16 protein-coding genes are annotated in these 18,876 nt (G+C 58.8%); 7 read left to right on the top strand and 9 right to left on the bottom strand.

Translation table 11 applies throughout. The annotated features are described in order from the left end of the window. Positions 1-45: 45 nt before the first annotated feature. Positions 46-2,004, bottom strand: a complete 1,959-nt coding sequence (gene thrS / locus GOW60_RS01870; protein ID WP_171205528.1) for a threonine--tRNA ligase — start codon at positions 2,002-2,004, stop codon at positions 46-48. 193 nt (positions 2,005-2,197) lie between these two features. Between thrS and GOW60_RS01875 the strand changes: the two genes are divergently transcribed. From GOW60_RS01875 to GOW60_RS01890, 4 genes are all read left to right on the top strand, one after another. Then, on the top strand, positions 2,198-2,947 hold the full coding sequence (locus GOW60_RS01875; RefSeq protein WP_171228031.1) for an alpha/beta fold hydrolase: 750 nt from the start codon (positions 2,198-2,200) through the stop codon (positions 2,945-2,947). Continuing rightward, complete coding sequence (locus tag GOW60_RS01880; RefSeq protein WP_171228032.1) at positions 2,947-3,939, top strand: carboxylesterase; 993 nt, start codon at positions 2,947-2,949, stop codon at positions 3,937-3,939. Before GOW60_RS01875 ends, GOW60_RS01880 begins: the two co-directional genes overlap by 1 nt. A 44-nt stretch (positions 3,940-3,983) precedes the next feature. After that, a complete protein-coding gene (locus tag GOW60_RS01885) occupies positions 3,984-4,598 on the top strand; it encodes a hypothetical protein (RefSeq protein WP_171116493.1) in 615 nt (204 codons plus the stop codon). 84 nt (positions 4,599-4,682) lie between these two features. Further along, positions 4,683-5,393, top strand: a complete 711-nt coding sequence (locus tag GOW60_RS01890; protein WP_171228033.1) for an alpha/beta fold hydrolase — start codon at positions 4,683-4,685, stop codon at positions 5,391-5,393. On the opposite strand, the gene GOW60_RS01895 is transcribed toward GOW60_RS01890, so the two are convergent. Both GOW60_RS01895 and phaZ read right to left on the bottom strand, forming a co-directional pair. Further along, positions 5,390-5,983: a DUF6151 family protein gene (locus GOW60_RS01895; protein ID WP_254430048.1), complete on the bottom strand. Its 594-nt coding sequence runs from the start codon at positions 5,981-5,983 to the stop codon at positions 5,390-5,392. The two genes, GOW60_RS01890 and GOW60_RS01895, sit on opposite strands and share 4 nt — an antisense overlap. Continuing rightward, positions 5,983-7,254, bottom strand: coding sequence for a polyhydroxyalkanoate depolymerase (phaZ, locus tag GOW60_RS01900; protein ID WP_152458477.1), 1,272 nt, complete (start codon positions 7,252-7,254; stop codon positions 5,983-5,985). Before phaZ ends, GOW60_RS01895 begins: the two co-directional genes overlap by 1 nt. Before the next feature lie 111 nt (positions 7,255-7,365). Here phaZ and GOW60_RS01905 point away from each other — a divergent pair, with 111 nt between their 5' ends. The 3 genes from GOW60_RS01905 (at position 7,366) to phaR (ending at position 10,432) form a co-directional block, all read left to right on the top strand. Then, complete coding sequence (locus tag GOW60_RS01905; protein WP_171228034.1) at positions 7,366-9,168, top strand: alpha/beta hydrolase; 1,803 nt, start codon at positions 7,366-7,368, stop codon at positions 9,166-9,168. Positions 9,169-9,298: 130 nt separating this feature from the next. After that, a complete protein-coding gene (locus GOW60_RS01910; protein WP_171228035.1) occupies positions 9,299-9,745 on the top strand; it encodes a phasin family protein in 447 nt (148 codons plus the stop codon). A 135-nt stretch (positions 9,746-9,880) separates the two neighbouring features. After that, complete coding sequence (gene phaR, locus GOW60_RS01915) at positions 9,881-10,432, top strand: polyhydroxyalkanoate synthesis repressor PhaR (RefSeq protein WP_171115229.1); 552 nt, start codon at positions 9,881-9,883, stop codon at positions 10,430-10,432. A 64-nt stretch (positions 10,433-10,496) separates the two neighbouring features. Here phaR and GOW60_RS01920 read toward each other — a convergent pair whose 3' ends face one another. The 6 genes from GOW60_RS01920 to GOW60_RS01945 all read right to left on the bottom strand — a co-directional run bounded on the left by GOW60_RS01920 (position 10,497) and on the right by GOW60_RS01945 (position 18,874). Further along, a complete protein-coding gene (locus GOW60_RS01920; protein ID WP_171228036.1) occupies positions 10,497-11,711 on the bottom strand; it encodes a DegT/DnrJ/EryC1/StrS aminotransferase family protein in 1,215 nt (404 codons plus the stop codon). Between the two features lie 113 nt (positions 11,712-11,824). Then, the gene (locus GOW60_RS01925; RefSeq protein ID WP_171228037.1) at positions 11,825-13,129 is read right to left on the bottom strand and encodes an FAD-binding oxidoreductase; all 1,305 of its coding nucleotides are present in this window, start codon (positions 13,127-13,129) and stop codon (positions 11,825-11,827) included. A gap of 8 nt (positions 13,130-13,137) precedes the next feature. Then, entirely contained in the window at positions 13,138-14,496 is a 1,359-nt protein-coding gene (locus tag GOW60_RS01930; protein ID WP_171228038.1) for a glutamine synthetase family protein, read from the bottom strand. Continuing rightward, a complete protein-coding gene (locus GOW60_RS01935; RefSeq protein WP_171228039.1) occupies positions 14,496-15,176 on the bottom strand; it encodes a type 1 glutamine amidotransferase in 681 nt (226 codons plus the stop codon). Before GOW60_RS01935 ends, GOW60_RS01930 begins: the two co-directional genes overlap by 1 nt. A 58-nt stretch (positions 15,177-15,234) precedes the next feature. Further along, positions 15,235-16,554 carry a glutamine synthetase family protein gene (locus GOW60_RS01940; RefSeq protein ID WP_171228040.1) on the bottom strand — a complete coding sequence of 440 codons (1,320 nt, stop codon included), beginning with the start codon at positions 16,552-16,554 and terminating at the stop codon, positions 15,235-15,237. A gap of 133 nt (positions 16,555-16,687) precedes the next feature. Further along, complete coding sequence (locus GOW60_RS01945) at positions 16,688-18,874, bottom strand: xanthine dehydrogenase family protein molybdopterin-binding subunit (protein ID WP_171228041.1); 2,187 nt, start codon at positions 18,872-18,874, stop codon at positions 16,688-16,690. Positions 18,875-18,876: the final 2 nt, after the last annotated feature.

The following is an 18,876-nucleotide window of genomic DNA, read 5'->3' on the forward strand; positions in this document are numbered from 1 at the left end:
GGCCCCAATTCGGGGGCCAGATTCCCAGCAATATGCTGCCGATTGTTACAGCAAATCCGGCGGGGTGGCTGCCTGCGACAGCTCGTTTGTTACAACGTCAAGCGGTTGGACCTGCGTCTGTTTTTCGCCCAGACGCCGGACACTGACGGTGCGGTCTTCAACTTCGCGATGGCCGACGGCCAGAATGACCGGAACTTTGCCGACCGAGTGTTCACGAACCTTGTAGTTGATCTTTTCGTTGCGAATGTCGGCTTCGGCCCGCACACCGGCGCCGCGCAGCGTTTCGACCACTTCGGCGACATAGCCATCCGCATCGGAGGTGATGGACGCAACCACGACCTGACGCGGCGCAAGCCAGAAGGGCAGCTTGCCGGCGTGTTCTTCGATCAGGATACCGATGAAACGCTCGAACGAGCCCAGCGTCGCGCGATGCAGCATGACGGGGCGGTGTTTGCCGCCGTCAGCGCCGATATAGGTGGCATCAAGGCGTTCGGGCAGCACGAAGTCAACCTGATGCGTACCGCATTGCCAATCGCGACCGATCGCATCCGTCAGAACAAATTCCAGCTTGGGACCATAAAAGGCGCCTTCACCGGGGTTGAGCTCCGGCTCGATCCCGGCAGCACGTGTAGCGCTGAGCAACGCGGCTTCGGCCTTGTCCCAGACTTCATCCGACCCCGACCGTTTCTCGGGGCGATCCGAGAATTTGACCGAGAAGTTCTCGAATCCGAGATCCTTGTAGATCCGGGACAGGAACCGGATGAACTCTGCGGTTTCAGACTCGATCTGGTCTTCGGTGCAGAAGATGTGCCCATCATCCTGGGTAAAGCCGCGCACACGCATGATACCGTGCAGCGCACCTGACGGTTCATAGCGGTTGCAAGACCCGAATTCGGCCATGCGCAGCGGCAGGTCGCGATAGGATTTCAGGCCCTGATTGAAAATCTGCACGTGGCAGGGGCAGTTCATCGGCTTGAGCGCGTTGATCGCCTTTTCGCGGGCATGTTCCTCGTCCACTTCGACGATGAACATGTTTTCCTGATACTTGTCCCAATGGCCCGATGCTTCCCACAGCTTGCGGTCCACAACCTGCGGCGTGTTGACCTCGACATAGCCGCCGTTGCGTTGCTGGCGGCGCATGTAGTCCTGCAACTGGGTGTAGATCGTCCAGCCGTTGGGGTGCCAGAAAATCTGGCCCGGGGCCTCTTCCTGCATGTGGAACAGGTCCATCTCGCGGCCCAGCTTGCGGTGGTCGCGCTTGGCGGCCTCTTCTAGCATATGCAGGTGCGCTTTCAGCTTTTCCTTTCCGGTGAAGGCCACACCATAGATACGCTGCAACATCGCACGGTCGCTGTCGCCACGCCAATAGGCGCCGGCGATGGACATCAGCTTGAACGCATCCCCCGGAACCTGACCGGTATGTTGCAGGTGCGGACCCCGGCACAGATCCTGCCAGTGCCCGTGCCAGTACATGCGCAGCGGCTCATTGCCGGGAATAGCCTCGATCAGCTCGACCTTGTAGGGTTCGTTGTTGGCCTTGTAGAACTCGATCGCGCGCTCACGGTCCCAGACCTCGGTGGTGACGGGATCACGCTTGTTGATGATCTCTTTCATCTTTTTCTCGATGAGGCCGAGATCCTCCGGCGTGAACGGTTCTTCACGGTCGAAGTCATAATACCAGCCGTTTTCGATGACAGGGCCGATGGTGACCTTGGTCGCGGGCCAGATCTCCTGAACTGCGCGGGCCATGATATGGGCCAGATCGTGGCGGATCAGCTCGTTGGCCTGGGCTTCATCCTTCATGGTGTGGATGGCGATCTGCGCGTCGGATTCGATGGGCCATTGCAGGTCCCAGTGCTGACCGTCAACGGTGGCCGAGATGGCCTTTTTGGCCAGCGAGGTTGAGATGTCGGCAGCCACCTGCGCGGGCGTGACGCCTGCGGCGTAGGTGCGTGCATTGCCATCGGGAAAGGTGAGAGAGACGGATTGAGAATCCAGGGCCATATCGGCTCTCCTCGTCGGTTTGGCGCCCACTGAACGCCCGGTTGCGGGTTATGTGTGTTCGGCCCATGTGGCAGGTGCAACAATTACTGTCAAGTGTCGCAAGGTGCGTAGCTGACGCAACGGGAAATCGAATTCCGGAATTGCGACCATCGTGCTGCCGTGCATGATGTTGCCTAAAGAGAAAGAGGATTTCATGGCAGCGACGGATTTTCTGGAGACGCCGCAGGGGCGGCGACTGGCTTATCACAAGACCGAAGGGGCAGGACCGACCATCGTTTTTCTGGGCGGGCTCAAATCGGACATGGAAGGCACCAAGGCCGTGCATCTGGAAGCCTGGGTACAGGCGCGGGGGCAATCGTTCTTGCGGTTCGATTATTCCGGCCACGGCGAAAGCTCGGGCGCGTTCACCGAGGGCTGTATCGGTGACTGGCATCAGGACACATTGGCTGCGGTAAAGGCATTGACGGACGGACCTTTGATCGTGGTTGGCTCATCAATGGGGGGATGGCAGGCATTGCTGCTGGCCAAGGTCATGCCCGAGCGAATTGCAGGCATGGTGACAATCGCCGCCGCGCCGGATTTCACCGAGGACGGGTATTGGGCTTCGTTCAGCGATGAACAAAAAGCTGCGCTGGACACTGTCGGCCATGTCGAGCTGCCGTCCGACTATATGGAACCCTATGTCATCACCAAGCGCATGATCGAAGACGGACGCCAGAATTTGGTTCTGCGGGGCGCTCTGGATCTGCCGTTCCCGGTTCGGTTCCTGCAAGGCACCGCAGACACGGCCGTTTCGACCGAAACAGCCGTGCGGCTGCTGGAGCATGCTGCGGGTCCTGACATGCGGCTGCTGTTGGTCAAGGGGGCCGATCATCGCTTTTCAGACGAGAAGTGCCTGGGTTTGATCGAGACCGCGGTTCTTGATGTGTTGGGAGAAGCCTGATGCGGCGCTTTGGTTGGCTTCTGGGGCGCGCTCTTCTGGCGCTGGTTGTTCTTGGCGGCCTGGTCTACTGGTTCGGCCCGCGCGAGGAAGTGAACCTGCACCCGACTTTTGATTCTCGGAAATTTGGTGAAGGTGTTCAGGTTTATTTTGAAAGCACCGAGTCCGCCTATGATGACATCGTTCCGGGTGTCGAAAAGCGCGTGATCTGGCAGGACGGATACAAGGAACAGCGCACGCCGTATTCTGTTCTGTACATCCACGGTTTTTCAGCAAGTTCCGAGGAAATCCGCCCCGTGCCTGATCTGGTGGCTGACGCTTTGGGCGCCAATCTGGTCTACACCCGGCTGCAAGGTCACGGTCGGGATGGGCCGGCAATGGCCGAGGGTACGGCCTCGGGCTGGATGCAGGATACCGCAGAAGGGCTGGCAGCGGCGCGCGCGGTCGGGGAAAAGGTGATCGTCATGTCCACCTCGACCGGAGGAACGCTGGCGGCGGCCGCTGCGTTGGATGCCGACCTCAGCCAGGATGTGGTCGGCATGGTTTTTGTTTCGCCGAACTTTGGTGTGAATACCGTCGCGGCGTGGGTGCCTTCGTTGCCTTGGGCAAGAAGCTGGTTGCCCGTTCTCATGGGGAAAGAACGCGATGTGTCAGGGCCGGACCCAGAGAAGAACAGGTACTGGACGTCGGTCTACCCGTGGGAAGCCGTCGTGCCGATGTCCGTGCTGGTGGATACGGTCTATGCGCTGGATTTCTCTGACGCCCTGATACCCGCCTTGTTCTGGTTTTCTGATGATGATCAGGTTGTGCGGCCGGACCGGACGCACAAGGTTGCCGAGGCCTGGGGCGCTCCGGCAACGGTCAAGCTGGTGACGATGGGGCCGGGTGACGATCCGTCTTCACATGTTATCGCGGGGCGGTTGATGTCGCCGGGTCAAACCGATGCAGCAGTTGCTGGTATTCTGGAGTGGCTGAAGGGCTTGGGGGTGGAATAAACCCTGATCGGAAAAAAGGATGCAAGATGCGTAAGCCGGGCAGCATGTGGAGCCTTGAGACCCTGGGTCGTGTCCGCTTGTCCCGGCACTTCTTCATGCGCGATTTTCTGTATTCGGAAATCGGCAACTTCCACCAAAAGCAGAATATTCCGGACAACCCGGATCTGGCGATCGAAACAGGCCGCGCGTTTTGCGAAACCCTTCTTGACCCATTGGAAGAGACATTTGGCCGGGTCGCGGTCAGGTCGGGTTATCGTTCATCGTCCTTGAACCGGTTTGGCAATGAAAACAAGCTGAACTGCGCCCGAAACGATCACCCGCTGGAATGCCATATCTGGGATCGCGGGGAAGGGGATGCGCGGATTGCCGGGGCATCTATCGTTATCCCGTGGTTCGCGGATCAATATGCGCAGGGCAGGGACTGGCGAGATCTGGCGTGGTGGATGCACGATCATCTGGAGTATTCCGAAATCTGGTTCTTCCCCAAGCTCTGTGCGTTCAATCTTGTGTGGCGGCCCAGGCCGCATCGCCGGATCGACAGCTATATTGCTCCGCGTGGGTGTCTGTTGAGGCCCGGCGCTGAACCCGGTGAAGACCTTGCGACGCGGCAAGCCCGTTACGCCGATTTTCCGGCATTTCGCGCCATCGCCTACCCGTGAAGTTTTCCTTGCCCGGCTGCGGCAAAACTCTCATCCTGACAACAACTGGAAGGACTCGGAAAACCGAGCAGATGGAGCCCCCGCGTGAACGAACCGCTGGTGTTGTTGCCTGGGTTGATGTGTGATGCCCGGCTGTTTCGACCTCAGATCGAGGTGTTGTCACGGTCACGGCCCGTCACTGTTGCACCTGTTTCCGGAGGCGAGCGAATTGAAGAGATCGCCTCGGGGCTGTTGGATCAGCTTCCACATCGGTTTGCATTGGCGGGCCTAAGCATGGGTGGTGTTGTGGGGCTGGAACTGATCCGGCGGGCACCGGAACGGGTGACGCGCCTGTGCCTGATGTCGACGGATGCACAGGCGGACACACCTCAGATCGCGGCCAGTCGCGAGGATCTGATCATCGGGGCCCTGGGTGGGCGGTTGGAAGAGGTCATGCGCCAACTGGTCGGCACCGATACTTTGGCGCCGGGGCCCAGGCGAATCCCCATTCTGAATGATCTTTTGGCAATGGCGAATGATCTGGGCGCCGAGACATTTGTGCGCCAAATGCGTGCCTTGCAGCGCCGACCCGACCAACAGGGATCGTTGCGCCGCATCAAAGTCCCCACTTTGATCATGTGCGGTGCCCATGACACGCTGACCCCGGTCAGACGGCATTCTTTCATGTCTGACCTGATACCGGAGGCCGCGTTTGAAATCGTCGAAAATGCCGGACATCTGCTGCCGCTTGAAGCGCCCGATGCCGTGAACAAAGCCTTGGAAACCTGGCTGAATATCCCGCAAAGGTTTGTCTAGGGGCAAAGCGCCGCGCGTTCGTCTTTCGAAATGACATTCGGTACGACCGCAGGATCGCCGGTCTCGGGGTCGAAAAACGGCGTTTTCTTCCACCGTCCTGACAGGCGCGATAGCAGGGCGCGGCGCAAAAGGCCAAAAGCCGCAAACCTGACCTTTTCGTGTTTTTGTTTTCCATCGGGTCGAGGGACAAACCCACGGGTCGTGACCGGCCCCAATGCGGAAACATCACCGGTCATCCTGCCGACGATAAACCCTGCAAAGGGCAAACGTGCAGTCTGTGGCGTCGTCGCCAGCGGGGCGTTGCAGCAGCTGGCATACCATCGCAGCATACCATTTGGGCTGAGCTTCATGGCGGAAAGGAATTGGCCTCCGGCGGTGATTTCGATTTCATCCGGTGCCATCTGGAAGATGTCGACCGGGCCTGGGGCCGGGTCGGGCTGCCCGAAATACAGCTGCGCCGCGCGGCAGTCATGACAAAAACACTCGACATGGGTTCCAAGCCGAACGCCCCGGTCCGAGATTTGACCCTTCAACTGGCCGCAACTGCACGAAAAGGCGAGGCCACCATGTGCCGGCCCGCCCATGTTCATCAGGCGACCTTGTTGGTGTTCGCTGCGCGGCGAGGTTTCTTGCGGCTGTTTTCATTCATGAAATCAATCACAAGCGGGCGAATGTTGTCGCGCCAGCTGCGGCCCGCGAAAATGCCATAGTGGCCCGCTCCGGGTTCTACGTGGCTGGCCTTTTTGCTGTCTGGCAAGCCGGTGCACAGGTCCAGGGCAGCAATACATTGACCGGGCGCCGAGATATCGTCATTCGCACCTTCGACCGATTTCACGGCAACATCGGTGATCTTGCCGATATCCACCTTGTGGCCGGCGACAACAAATTCGTTGCGTGCGATCTCGCGGTTTTTGAACACGCGTTCGACCGTCGACAGATAGAACTCGGCCGTCATGTCCATCACCGCAAGATATTCGTCATAGAAACGGTTATGGGCATCCAGGTCCGAGGCTTCGTTGCGGATAACACGCTGAATCTGATCGGAAAACGCTTTGGAGTGGCGATCGGCGTTCATCGACATGAACGACGCCAGTTGCAGCAGGCCGGGGTAAACCATACGCCCGACACCTTTGTACTTGAACCCGACTCGTTGAATCATGGTTTCTTCCAGCTGACCCATCGTCACACGGCGTCCAAAGTCGGTGACGTCGGTCGGGGTCGCGTCCGGGTCCACTGGCCCGCCAATCAGTGTCAGAGTGCTGGGTTGAGCCTTGGGCTCGACCTCGGCCAGATAAGCGGTGGCCGCCAGTGTCAGCGGGGCGGGTTGACAAACCGCCACGACATGCGTGTCCGGCCCCAGTTCCTTCATGAAATCTACAAGGTAGAGCGTGTAGTCTTCGACATCGAACTTGCCGGCAGACACAGGAATATCGCGCGCATTATGCCAATCGGTGATGTAAACTTCGCAATTAACCAGCAGGCTTTTGACGGTCGAGCGCAGCAGCGTGGCGTAGTGGCCGGACATGGGCGCAACCAGCAGGACCTTGCGCGGTTGTTCTTCCCGGCCGTTGACACGGAAGTGAACCAGATCGCCGAAGGGGCGTTCCAGAACGGTCGTGATCTCGACCAGATGGTCCTTTCCATCCTCGCAGGTGAAGGTACGAATGCCCCAGTCAGGTTTGACGATCATTCGCTGGAAGGTTCGTTCGGTGACTTCGCCCCAGGCAGCCATCCAACTGAACGCCGGGTTGGGTGTCATGGAAAACAGCGGGTAGGACGCCATCGCGCTTGCGGTTGCACCAAGCCACTGGTTGGTGTTACGCATGGACTCCATAAGGTCGTAGGTCATCATATAGCGCATAAATGGGGCCTCCTGAGTGTCATCCTGAGAGTTCGGACCATTCGTCGCTTTGCCCCCCAGCACCCACGACGTTATTCTGCATGGCAGCGAGGTTAGGGTGGAATTGTTAAAATGACAACAAGTGAAGACCAAATGCCGGACGTGTCCGAAGAACATATTGAACGCATTAAAGAAAATATGGAAAAGGTCGAGCAGCTCTCGAAGCGCCTGATTGAAATTATGGCGTCAAAAAAGTCGCACACCCCAGCGCTGGACGGCCCGAATCAAGAGCTTTTCGCACGAGCAGCAACAGCGTATTGGGCCGATGCATGGCAAAATCCCGCCAAACTGTTGGAGCAACAGATAGAATTCTGGGGCAAGTCGGTTCTCAACTTTGCCGAAGCGCAGAAAGCGCTGACTACGGGTGATGTGGAAACCGAGGAAACCAAGCCCGGTGACAAGCGGTTCTCCAATCCCCTTTGGGAGACAAACCCTTATTTCCGACTGATCCGGCAGCAATACCTGACGAACGCGGAAGCGATTGCGCAGGCTGTCTCGTCGGTCGATGATCTGGATGCCAAGGACAAACGACGCCTACAGTATTTCTCGCAGCAGATCATCGACATGATGGCGCCCACGAATTTTCTGGCGACCAACCCAGATGCCCTGCAAAAAGCGGTCGAGACCGAAGGTCAGTCGCTGATAAAAGGGTTGGAGAACCTTGTTTCAGACCTCGAAGCCAATGATGGCGAGTTGGTCGTCAAACTGGCGGATGAAAGCGCGTTCGAGGTTGGTGGAAACCTGGCGACAACGCCGGGCGAGGTCATATATCGCAACCGGATGATGGAGCTGATTCAGTACAAGCCGGTGACTGAAACGGTTTATGAGACGCCCATCGTTCTGTTCCCGCCCTGGATCAACAAGTTCTATATTCTGGATCTGAAAGCCCAGAACAGCATGATCAAATGGATCACCGAACAGGGCTATACCCTGTTTGTCGTAAGCTGGGTGAACCCGGATGAAAGCTATGCCGAAACCGGCATGGAAGACTATATTCAGGACGGTTTCCTGACCGCAATCGAAACGGCCAAGAAGATCTGCAAGGTCAAACAGGTCAACGCAGTGGGTTATTGCATCGCGGGCACGACGCTGAGCCTGACCTTGTCCTTGCTGAAACAGCGTGGCGACAAATCGGTCAAATCCGCAACGCTGTTCACGGCCCTGACGGATTTTTCCGATCAGGGTGAGTTTACGCCATTCCTGCAAAACGACTTCATCGACGGAATCGAAGAGGAAGTAAAAAAGGAGGGCGTTCTGCGGTCTTGGATCATGGCGCGCACCATGTCGTTCCTGCGATCACGCGACCTGGTTTATGGTCCGGCCATTCGCAGCTACATGATGGGGGAAGTGCCTCCGGCCTTTGATCTGCTTTACTGGAACGGCGATGGTGCAAACCTGCCTGCAAAAATGGCCGTGGAATATCTGCGAGGCCTCTGCCAGCGCAACGAGTTCGCGACCGACGGTTTCGAGTTGATGGGGCACAAGCTGAAACTCGAAGATGTGGATGTGCCGCTGATGGCCATAACCTGCGAAACCGATCACATCGCGGCATGGAAAGACTGTTACCGCGGCGTGCAGAAAATGGGCTCGCGGTCCAAAACCTTCGTGGTTTCAGAATCGGGTCATATTGCGGGTATCGTGAACCCGCCCAGCAAGAAGAAATATGGCCACTACACCAACCCGGATATGAAGTCGGACGCCAGCACCTGGCTGAAAGAAGCTGATTTTCACGAGGGGTCCTGGTGGCCCATGTGGGACGCGTGGTTGAAGAAGCGGTCCGGCAAGCAGGTTCCGGCCCGTGAGCCGGGTGATTCGAAGCACCCGAGCCTTGCATCCGCACCCGGGACTTATGTTGTGGCGAAACCAAACGCCTGATTTCATTTTGAAACTTAAAAATTCTGCGTCGCAGCAAGAAAAAACTTGCAATGCTGCGGTGCAGCAATCATATTGTCCTCAAGCTGATGAAACCCGGGGTGGGCCCGGACCGGCTAAAAGGATTAGGACAATGGCAAAGACCCAAGACTTTACCGCGATCATGAAAGACATGATGGGTGCATTTCCGGTGGACACCACCGCAATGGAAGGCGCATTCAAATCGACCGCTTCGCTGAACGAGAAGCTGTCGGGCGTTGCCCTGGACGCTGCTGAGAAATCGGCCGAGATCTCGAACAAATGGACCAAGGACACCCTGGCCAAGCTGAGCGAGATGTCGAAAGCCAAGGCAGAGCCTGCTGACTACGCAAAAGCCGCAACCGACTTCGCAAGCGCGTCGGCTGAAGTTGCAGCTGAAAACCTGGCCGCTTTCGCTGAAATCGCGAAAAAAGTTCAGACCGAAACCGTCGAGCTGCTGATGGCTGCCGGCAAAGACGCTGCGGAAGAAGCAACCGCTGCCGTCAAAAAGGCGACCAACGAGGTCACCACCGCAGCCAAGAAAGCTGCAACTGCAAAGTAAGAAACGTCCGCGAAGCGCACCCAACCCTCCCATTAGGTGCAATCGCGTTGGGCAGGTCCATTGACCTGCCCTTTCTTTTTGTGCTGCACTCGCATAACCTGTGCTGCAACGCATCATCCTTGGGGAGGGAACCCGGTGTCGGACCAAGAAAAACCGCTGCTTATCAAGCGCTATGCCAGCCGTCGGCTGTATAATACCGAGACCAGCGATTACGTGACGCTCGAAGATATCGCGGGCTTCATCCGCGACGGGCGCGAAGTGCAGATCATTGATCTGAAAACAGGCGATGACCTGACACGCCAGTATCTTCTGCAAATCATTGCCGAACATGAAAGCCGGGGTGAAAACGTGCTGCCGGTGAATGTACTGAATGATCTGGTGCGCAGTTACATGCTGCCGGGCGGGGGGATGATGCCCCAGTTTCTGCAAAGCTCGTTCGAGATGCTGCGCGAAAGCCAAAACAAGATGATGGAAAACATGAGCGCGATGAATCCGATGTCTCAGATGCCGGGTTTTGACGCGTTGCAGGCGCAGCAACAGGCTTTCCTGAAGGCGATGACCAGTGGGCTGTCCAGCGGATGGTCCAGCCCGGAAAAGGAAGAGGAAAAGTCCGAACCGAAAGAGGATCTGGACGACATCAAGAAACAGCTGGCCGAGTTGCAGCAAAAACTGTCCAAGCTGAACTGATCCGTTCCGAACAAAGAAACAGGCCCGCATTGTGCGGGCCTTTCTTGTTCAAAATGCCATTGCTTTAAGTGCCATAAACCGGCATCGGGCCGGTCACTTCGCCAACCGATGCCAGCAGGATGTCTGCAATCACGTCCAGCTCTTCGCGGGTCAGGCGGACGGGCAGGCGCACGTCACAGGCCTTCATCAGCATGTCGCGCGTCTTGGGCAGGTCGAAAGTTTCCGGAAGGAATTGCCAGTTCCAGAAGGCGCGGGCGTTGTCTTCGCTCAGACCAAAAACCTGAACCTTGACGCCGCGTGCCTCGGACGCTGCGGCAAAGGCGCGGATCTCATGTTCCTGCATTCCGACAAGATTGAACTGGATCGAATCCGGCGCACGCTGCTCGGGGGGCAGGGGGGCGGGAACCTCGATATGAGACGAGGTGTTCAGGCGACCGGCCACGTAATCGTGGTTCGCCAGGCCATCGCGGACGCGGCGCGCCAGTTCCGGAAGTTGCGGACGGATCACCGCCGCGCTGAGGTTGCTCAGGCGAAGATTGTACAGCGGCAGCTTGTTTTGCCAGCGGGCGAAGGCCTCTTGCAGTTCGGGTGAGTTGTCACCCTGAGGACCTTTGTGCTTCTTCCAATTGTGCTCATACGCGCCTGACATGATGACGGCCCGCGCGACAAGATCTGCATCATTCGTGATCAGGATGCCACCTTCGCCGGCATTGATCATCTTGTAGGATTGGAACGAGAAACATCCGACCTTTCCGATCGTACCGATATTGCGGCCATGCCATGTGGTGCCCAGCGAATGCGCGGCATCCTCGATCACCGGAATGTTTCGTGTGTCGCACAAGGCCATGATCGCATCCATGTCGGATGTATGCCCACGCATGTGGCTGATGATGACTGCCTGAACGTTGTCCAGCTTGGCCTCGAAATCGGCCATGTCGATGCGATAGTTTTCACCCACTTCGCACAGAACCGGAATGCAGTCGGCGTGGACGACCGACGACGGCACGGCCGCGAAGGTGAAGCCGGGGATCAGAACACGCGCATCGCGGGGAAGGCCCAGTGCTTTGAGCGACAGAAACAGCGCGGCCGAGCAGGACGACACCGCCAAGGCGTATTTCGTGCCCAACAGTTCCGCGAACTCGGCTTCCAGCAGGGCCACCGGGGCATCCTGCGGTGCGGTATAGCGGAACAGGTCACCTGACTGCATCAGGGCCTCGATCGCGTCCTTGGCGGCGGCAGGGATGGGTTCGGCGTCGTGAACGTTGGGGGGCAGCGTCATATTTGGAATTCCCGAATTCTATCTTTGGGAAAGATAAAGATAATCGAAAGGCAATCCAAGCCCCCAATCGCCGGGCAGGCGAAAATTCACCAATCTGTCGCAATTTACGTGGATCAGACCCCAAGCCGGTCGCGCAGTGCGAACCATGTCATGGCCAGCACCAGAAGCGGGCTGCGCAGGGCGGGGCCGCCGGGGAAAGACAGCGCGGGCACCCGTGCCATCGTGTCAAACCCTTCGGCCTGACCCTGAATCGCCATCGCCATGAGGTGTCCGGCATGGGTCGCTGTGCCGACACCGTGACCGGAATATCCCGAAGCCGAAAGAATATTGGGTGCGACACGGGCCAGATACGGCATCCGCCGCATGGTGATGGCCAGCGTTCCGCCCCAGGCATAGTCGATCTTCACATCCCGCAAATGCGGGAAAATCTCGGTCATCGGTTTGCGGACCTTGGCGGCGACATCTGATGGAAAGCGATAGCCATAGCTTTCGCCGCCTCCGAACAAGAGGCGGCCATCGGCGCTGAGGCGAAAATAGTTCACCACGAATTTCGTATCCGCAACCGCCACATCCCGGGTCAAAACCCGGGCGGCGTCCTCTCCAAGGGGTTCGGTGGCCGCAATGAAATTGTTGATGGGCATGACCCTGGCGGCGACGGAACGATTGAGGTCGCCCAGATACCCGTTGCAGGCCAGAATGACGTGCTCGGCCCGAACGTTGCCGTGTGCAGTTCGGATCACTGCCGTCTGGCCCTCGTCGATCCCGGTCACTTCGGTGCTTTCATGGATGCGAACGCCCGCTTTGGCCGCAGCTTGCGCCAATCCCAACGCAAAGTTCAAAGGGTGCAGATGCGCCGCACCCATATCCAGATACCCCCCGTGATAGGCGGGCGACGGGCACAGCGAATGACCCGCGTTTTCGTCCAACAGCTCGATCTGGTCGTATCCGTACCGCTCGGAAAGATGGCCGGCATGGTCATGCAGTTCTTTTTGTTCGGATTTGCTCAGGCCCAGAACGGCGACACCGGGTTTCAAGTCACAGGCGATCTTGTGTTTTGCAATCAGGGATTTGACCAGATCCTTGGCGTCTTCGGCCAACTCCCACAGCTTGGCGGCGTCAGCGTCGCCTACAAGACGCTCGAGGTCTTCCTGGTCCATCCGCTGCGCGCTGCCCAACTGGCCGCCGTTTCGGCCCGACGCGCCAAAGCCGACGCGGTGCGCTTCAAGCAGCACGACGTCGAATCCGGCTTCGGCCAGATGAAGGGCCGCGGACAGCCCCGTATAACCGCCACCGACAACGCATACATCCGCCTTGGTGTCTTCTGACAACGCGGGAAAGCGATCCATCGGATGTGCCGTCGCGGCATACCAGCTGTCAGGGTACTGGCCCTTGCGGTCATTGGAATAGAGCAGGTTCACGGAAGGTCTCAGACGTTGATCAGCAGATGTTCACGTTCCCACGGAGAGATGACCTGTAGGAACTCCTCGTACTCGGCCCGTTTGACGATGCCGTAAACGCGGGCGAATTCGGGGCCCAGAACTTCGTGCAGGGCAGTGGCCTCGTCGAACAGGTCCAGCGCTTCGCCCATGACCTGCGGGATATCGCCCTCGCCTTCATAAGCGTCGCCATAGAACTGACGACGTGGGCGTTCCTGCTCGACCAGGCCAAGATAGCCGCAGGCAAGCGACAGCGCGATGCCCAGATACGGGTTGCAGTCCATCCCGGCGATGCGGTTCTCGACGCGCCGCGATTCCGGGCCGGACAGGGGCACGCGAATACCGGTGGTGCGGTTGTCACGGGCCCATTCAAGATTAATCGGTGCCGCGTGATCCTTCACATAGCGCCGGTAGGAATTCACATAAGGTGCCATGACCGCCAGACCAGCGGGCAGGTGGTTCTGCAGACCGGCGATGAAGTGGTAAAACGCGTCCGTCTCACCCCCTTGAGGACCAGAAAAGATGTTCTGACCGGTTTCCATATCGATGATCGAGTGATGGATATGCATGGCCGAGCCCGGCTCTTCCTCGATCGGTTTGGCCATGAAGGTGGCAAAACAATTGTGGCGCAGCGCGGCCTCGCGGATCAGGCGTTTGAAATAGAAGACTTCATCGGCCAGTTTCACCGGATTGCCGTGACGCAGGTTGATTTCCAACTGCCCGGCGCCGCCTTCCTGCGTGATGCCGTCGATCTCGAACCCCTGATGCTCGGCGAAATCATAGATGTCGTCGATCACCGGGCCAAACTCGTCCACGGCCGTCATGGAATAGGCCTGCCGCGCCGCGGCCGGACGGCCGGAACGCCCCATCATGGGTTTGATGCCCTGCGCCGGGTCCACGTTGGGGGCAACCAGAAAGAACTCCATCTCTGGTGCAACAACCGGCTTCCATCCCTTGTCATGATAAAGCTGCACAACACGCTTGAGCACGTTGCGCGGGCTGTAGGGGATCGGATTGTCATCCCGGTCGTAGGCGTCGTGGATCACCTGCAATGTCCAATCCCCCGTCCACGGCGCAGCGGAAGTGGTCGAGAAATCGGGCTTCAGGATCATATCCTTTTCGATGAACCCGTCATCGCCGGCCGCTTCGCCCCAGCCCCCTGTGATGGTCTGGTAGAAGATGCTGTCGGGCAGGTGGAAATAGGATTGCTTTGCGAATTTTGTTGCAGGCACCGCCTTGCCGCGCGCAATGCCCGGCAGGTCCGAAATGATGCATTCAACTTCGTCCAGTCGTTGCCCGTGGAAATATGCCTTTGCGGCTTCCGGAAGTTTATCGGTCCAATCAGCCATCAGGCTCTCTCTTTCTTTAGAAACTCGGCCATGTGGCGCGCGATTTTGGCGTTGTCGTCCGGGGCCGTCTCGCGATTTGCGGCTTCGCGCATCAGGTCTTCGGGTACCACGCCCTTGCCCCGTGTCCGCATCAGGCCTGCGACGAATCCGTTGGTGAATTCCGGGTGGGCCTGAACCGTCCAGATTGTATCCCCATAAGCCAGCATCGCGTTTTCGCAGAAGGCATTCCGGCCCAGAACCCGCGCTTCTTTCGGCAATTCGACAACCTGATCCTGGTGCCAGGCATTCAGCCATAATCTGCTGCCGTCATATTCGTATTCCGTACGACCTACGGCCCATCCTTTCGAGAATTTCTCGACCTTGCCACCCAGTGCCTGAGCAATGATCTGGTGGCCAAAGCAAACGCCGATCAGGGGTTTTCCACTTTCCCGGATCTCGCGCACCAACGCTTCCAGCGGGGCGATCCAGGGAAGGTCCTCGTAAACCCCGTGGCGCGATCCGGTAATGATCCATCCATCCGCATCATCCGCACCATCGGGGAAAGTGCCGTCCACGACGGCGAAGGTCACGAACTCGAACCCGTTGTCACGCAGCAACGCGGGGAAAAGTTCGTCATAATCCCCGAATTCTTCCTGTAGCACTTCGGGGGTGTGGCCGGTTTGTAGAATACCGATTTTCATGTGTCACCAAATTTGATCAAATTAATCCTAACCGAGACTGGTTGACGCGGCAAGGGGGTCAAACCGTCTCGAGATAGCACAGCCAGTGATCCTCGGGCGGGATGTTCGCAAATCGGGTGATCTCTTGTCGCTTGGTCATGGTCAGATAGCGGATCAGGTCAGCGGGGAACAGCCGGGCCACCAGGGGATCCGTGGCGAACCTGTCAATCGCGCTCGACCAATCCGGCATCAGTTGAGGCAGGTCCGCGATGTCATAGGCGTTCCCCGTGATCGGGGCAGGTGGGGTCAAGCCGTCCTCGATGCCGACAAGTGCCGCGCCCAGAACCGCGGTCAACATCAGATACGGGTTTATGTCCCCGCCGGCGACGCGGTGTTCGATGCGCCGTGCGGCCGGGGCTCCGCCCGGGATGCGAATGGCAGCGGTTCGGTTTTCATAGGCCCAGCAGGCGCCCGTGGGCGCATGTGCACCCGGTATGAGCCGTGTGTAGGAGTTGCCGTGAGGTGCAAATATCAGCGTACTGCCCGGCATGGCCGCGACACAGCCCGCTACGGCAGACCGCAATATCTCGGTGCCTTCCGGCCCGTTGTTGTCGAACACATTGTGTCCGTTCTGGTCCAACACCGAGAAATGCACATGCATTCCGTTGCCCGCGTCATCGGCATAAGGCTTGGACATGAAGGTGGCCGCAAATCCGTGCCTGCGCGCCAATCCACGCGTCAATGCCTTGAAAAGCCACGTATCATCGGCACAGCGCATGGCGTCCTGATGGTTCAGGTTGATTTCGAACTGGCCGATGCCGCTTTCGGAAATGGCCGTCTGCGCGGGGATGCCCATTGCGGCGCAGCCATCGTACAGGTCGGTGAAGAACGCCTCGAACGCGTCCATTTCGGCAACCGACAGAACGGCCTCATTCGCAAGGCGCCGCCCTGTGATCGGATTCACCGGCGGTTGCGGCTGCGCGCCAGAAGCGTCAACGAGTGTGAACTCCAACTCCGTCGCGGCAACAACGGACCAGCCGAATTGCGCATAGCGGTCGAGTATGGCGGACAGGGCATGCCTCGGGTCGCCCGGGAAGGGTACGCCGTCATCATCATACAGACACATCGGCACCAGCGCTGTTTCCGTATCCAGCCAGGGCACGGGGACCGGGCCGCGTTCGGTCGGGCGCAGCACCCCATCTGCGTCGCCGGTTTCAAAGACCAGCGGGCTTCCTTCGATGTCAGCGCCCCACAGGTCTACGTTCAGTGCCGAAAACGGCATTCGCACGGCGCCTTTTCCCAGTTTGTCGGCATAGCCGGGGGGCACGCGTTTGCCTCGCATCTGACCGTTCAGGTCACATGCGGCAACGCGAAAATTGTGCAGGGCTCTCAGATCCATTGGGGGCTCCGTCGGTGAAACTCCCCAGTGATTTACTTCAATGGATGTGCTTTGTCACCAAATTTGATCAAATTTTGGCTTAGGGCTTCAAGGAACGCCCCGCGCCGGTATTGACCGGCGCGGAGAGCTGTTTTCAGGCGAAGCTTACGCCATGTTCTTCCATGGGCAATTGCGCCACATGCAAACCTGACAGGGCCTTGATCGCATTGGCCAAAGCCGGTGCCGACGGTGGCGTGCCGGGTTCTCCGACGCCGGTCGGCGCTTCGGCCGATGGCACGATATGCACGTCGATTGCGGCAATATCCCCGATGCGCAGCGGTTCGTAATCCGGGAAGTTGTATTGATCCACGGACCCGCTTGTCAGGGTGATCTGGTCACGCATCACATGGCCGATGCCATAACCGATGCCGCCTTCCATCTGGGCGCGCACGATATCGGGGTTCACGGCGATACCGCAATCCACGGCACAGGTGACCTTTTCGATCCTGATGCCATTTTCCGGATCGCCCGAGATTTCGACCACTTCAGCCGCGTAAGACCCAAAGGACTTGTGAACGGCAATCCCCTGCGACCGGCCTTCTGGCGCATTGCCCCAGTTCGCCTTTTCTGCCGCCAGCTTCAAAACAGCTGCCTTGCGCTGCTGGTCCGGGTTGCTGCTGTCGGACAGATGGGCCAGACGGAACTCCACCGGGTCACGACCGGCGGCCTCGGCCACCAGATCCATCATGGTTTCCATCGTATAGGCGGTGTGGGTGTGCCCGACCGAGCGCCACCACAGAACCGTCGTCGCCTTTGGCGTGTCGGTCAGACCCACCGCCATGCCGGGGATGCTGTAGGGGCTGTCCGAAACGCCTTCGACCGAGCTGTGGTCGATGCCGTCATGAACCAGAACAGCCTCGAACGGGGTGCCCTTGATCACGGATTGGCCGGCAATCTGGTGCTGCCACCCGACGATGTTGCCTTCGGCGTCCAGACCCACGCGGACCTTGTGGCCAAAGGCCGGTCGGTAATACCCGCTGCGAATGTCGTCTTCGCGCGTCCAGACCAGTTTCACCGGGCGCGAGCGGTCAGTGACGACAAAGGCCAGGGCGGCCTCGACCTGATAATCCGCATCCGGGGTGGCGCGGCGCCCGAAAGACCCGCCTGCCAGCATGGTTTTGATATGGATCTTCTCGGCGGGCAGGCCAAAGATCTGCTGGTAGGCCATATGAGGTCCCGTCGGCATTTGTGCCCCGTCATGCAGAACGATGTCTCCGTCTGCGGTCTGCTCGATGGTGCAGTTCAACGGTTCCATCGGGGCATGGGCCAGCAGTGGGAAGTAGAACGTTTTTTCGACGACCTTGTCCGCGCCGTCGATGGCGGCTGCCACAGCGGCAAAATCCGCCTTGTTGACGTTATACGTGGGCTCTGCCTCCAGCGCGGCCATGATCTCGGCCTTGATCTGGTCCGAGTTGCGGGTTTCCGCGCCGGACATGTCCCATTCGACCTCAAGCGCATCGCGCGCCTGAATCGCGGCCCATGTGTTCTCGGCGTACACCGCGACGCCTGCCTGATTGGGCAGAACCGCGGCGCTGATATAGCCTTTGACCTCTTTCGATGCGCTGTCATCAAAGCCCAGCGCGATGCCGCCCTTCGCTTCGGGGCGTTTGATCATGGCGATCATCTGGTTGGGCAGGTGAACGTCCATGGCAAACATCGCCTGGCCGTTGCTTTTGATCGCCGTATCCTTGCGGCGCACCGTTTCATTTCCGATCAGACGGAATTCGGACGGGTCCTTCAGGCGTGGCTCTGCCGGAGCGTCCAGTTGCGACGCAGCGGACACGAACTCAGCGATCGGAGCCGACTTGTCGCCTGCCTTCACGATGCCGTCTTCGATGATGATGCCGGATGCATCCACGCCCCAGCTTTGCGCGGCGGCGTTGATCAGCATCTCGCGCGCGGCAGCACCGGCCTGACGGTATTGCAGCCACGAATTCGCCATCGCGGTCGAACCGCCGGTGCCCTGGAACGGGCCGAACAGCAGGTTGTTGTAGACATTCGGATCCGAGGGGGCGAACTCGTATTCGATCTGGTCCATGGTCAGGCCGATTTCTTCGGCAATCAGCGTCGGCAGTCCGGTCGCCGGGCCCTGACCTTTTTCAAAATGTTTGACGATGGCGGTCACGGTGCCATCGGCATCGATCTTCACAAATGGATTGAACTGGGCGGTCTCGGACGAGGCCGCGGCCAGCGCACCGTCCGGACGGGTGCCGACCAGCAGGACGGCACCGGCAGCGGCGGCGCTTTTCAGAAACCCACGGCGAGAGGTGTTGATGGTCATGG

The sequence above is a fragment of the Ruegeria sp. HKCCA4008 genome, from assembly GCF_013033125.1.
Taxonomy (GTDB): Bacteria; Pseudomonadota; Alphaproteobacteria; order Rhodobacterales; family Rhodobacteraceae; genus Ruegeria.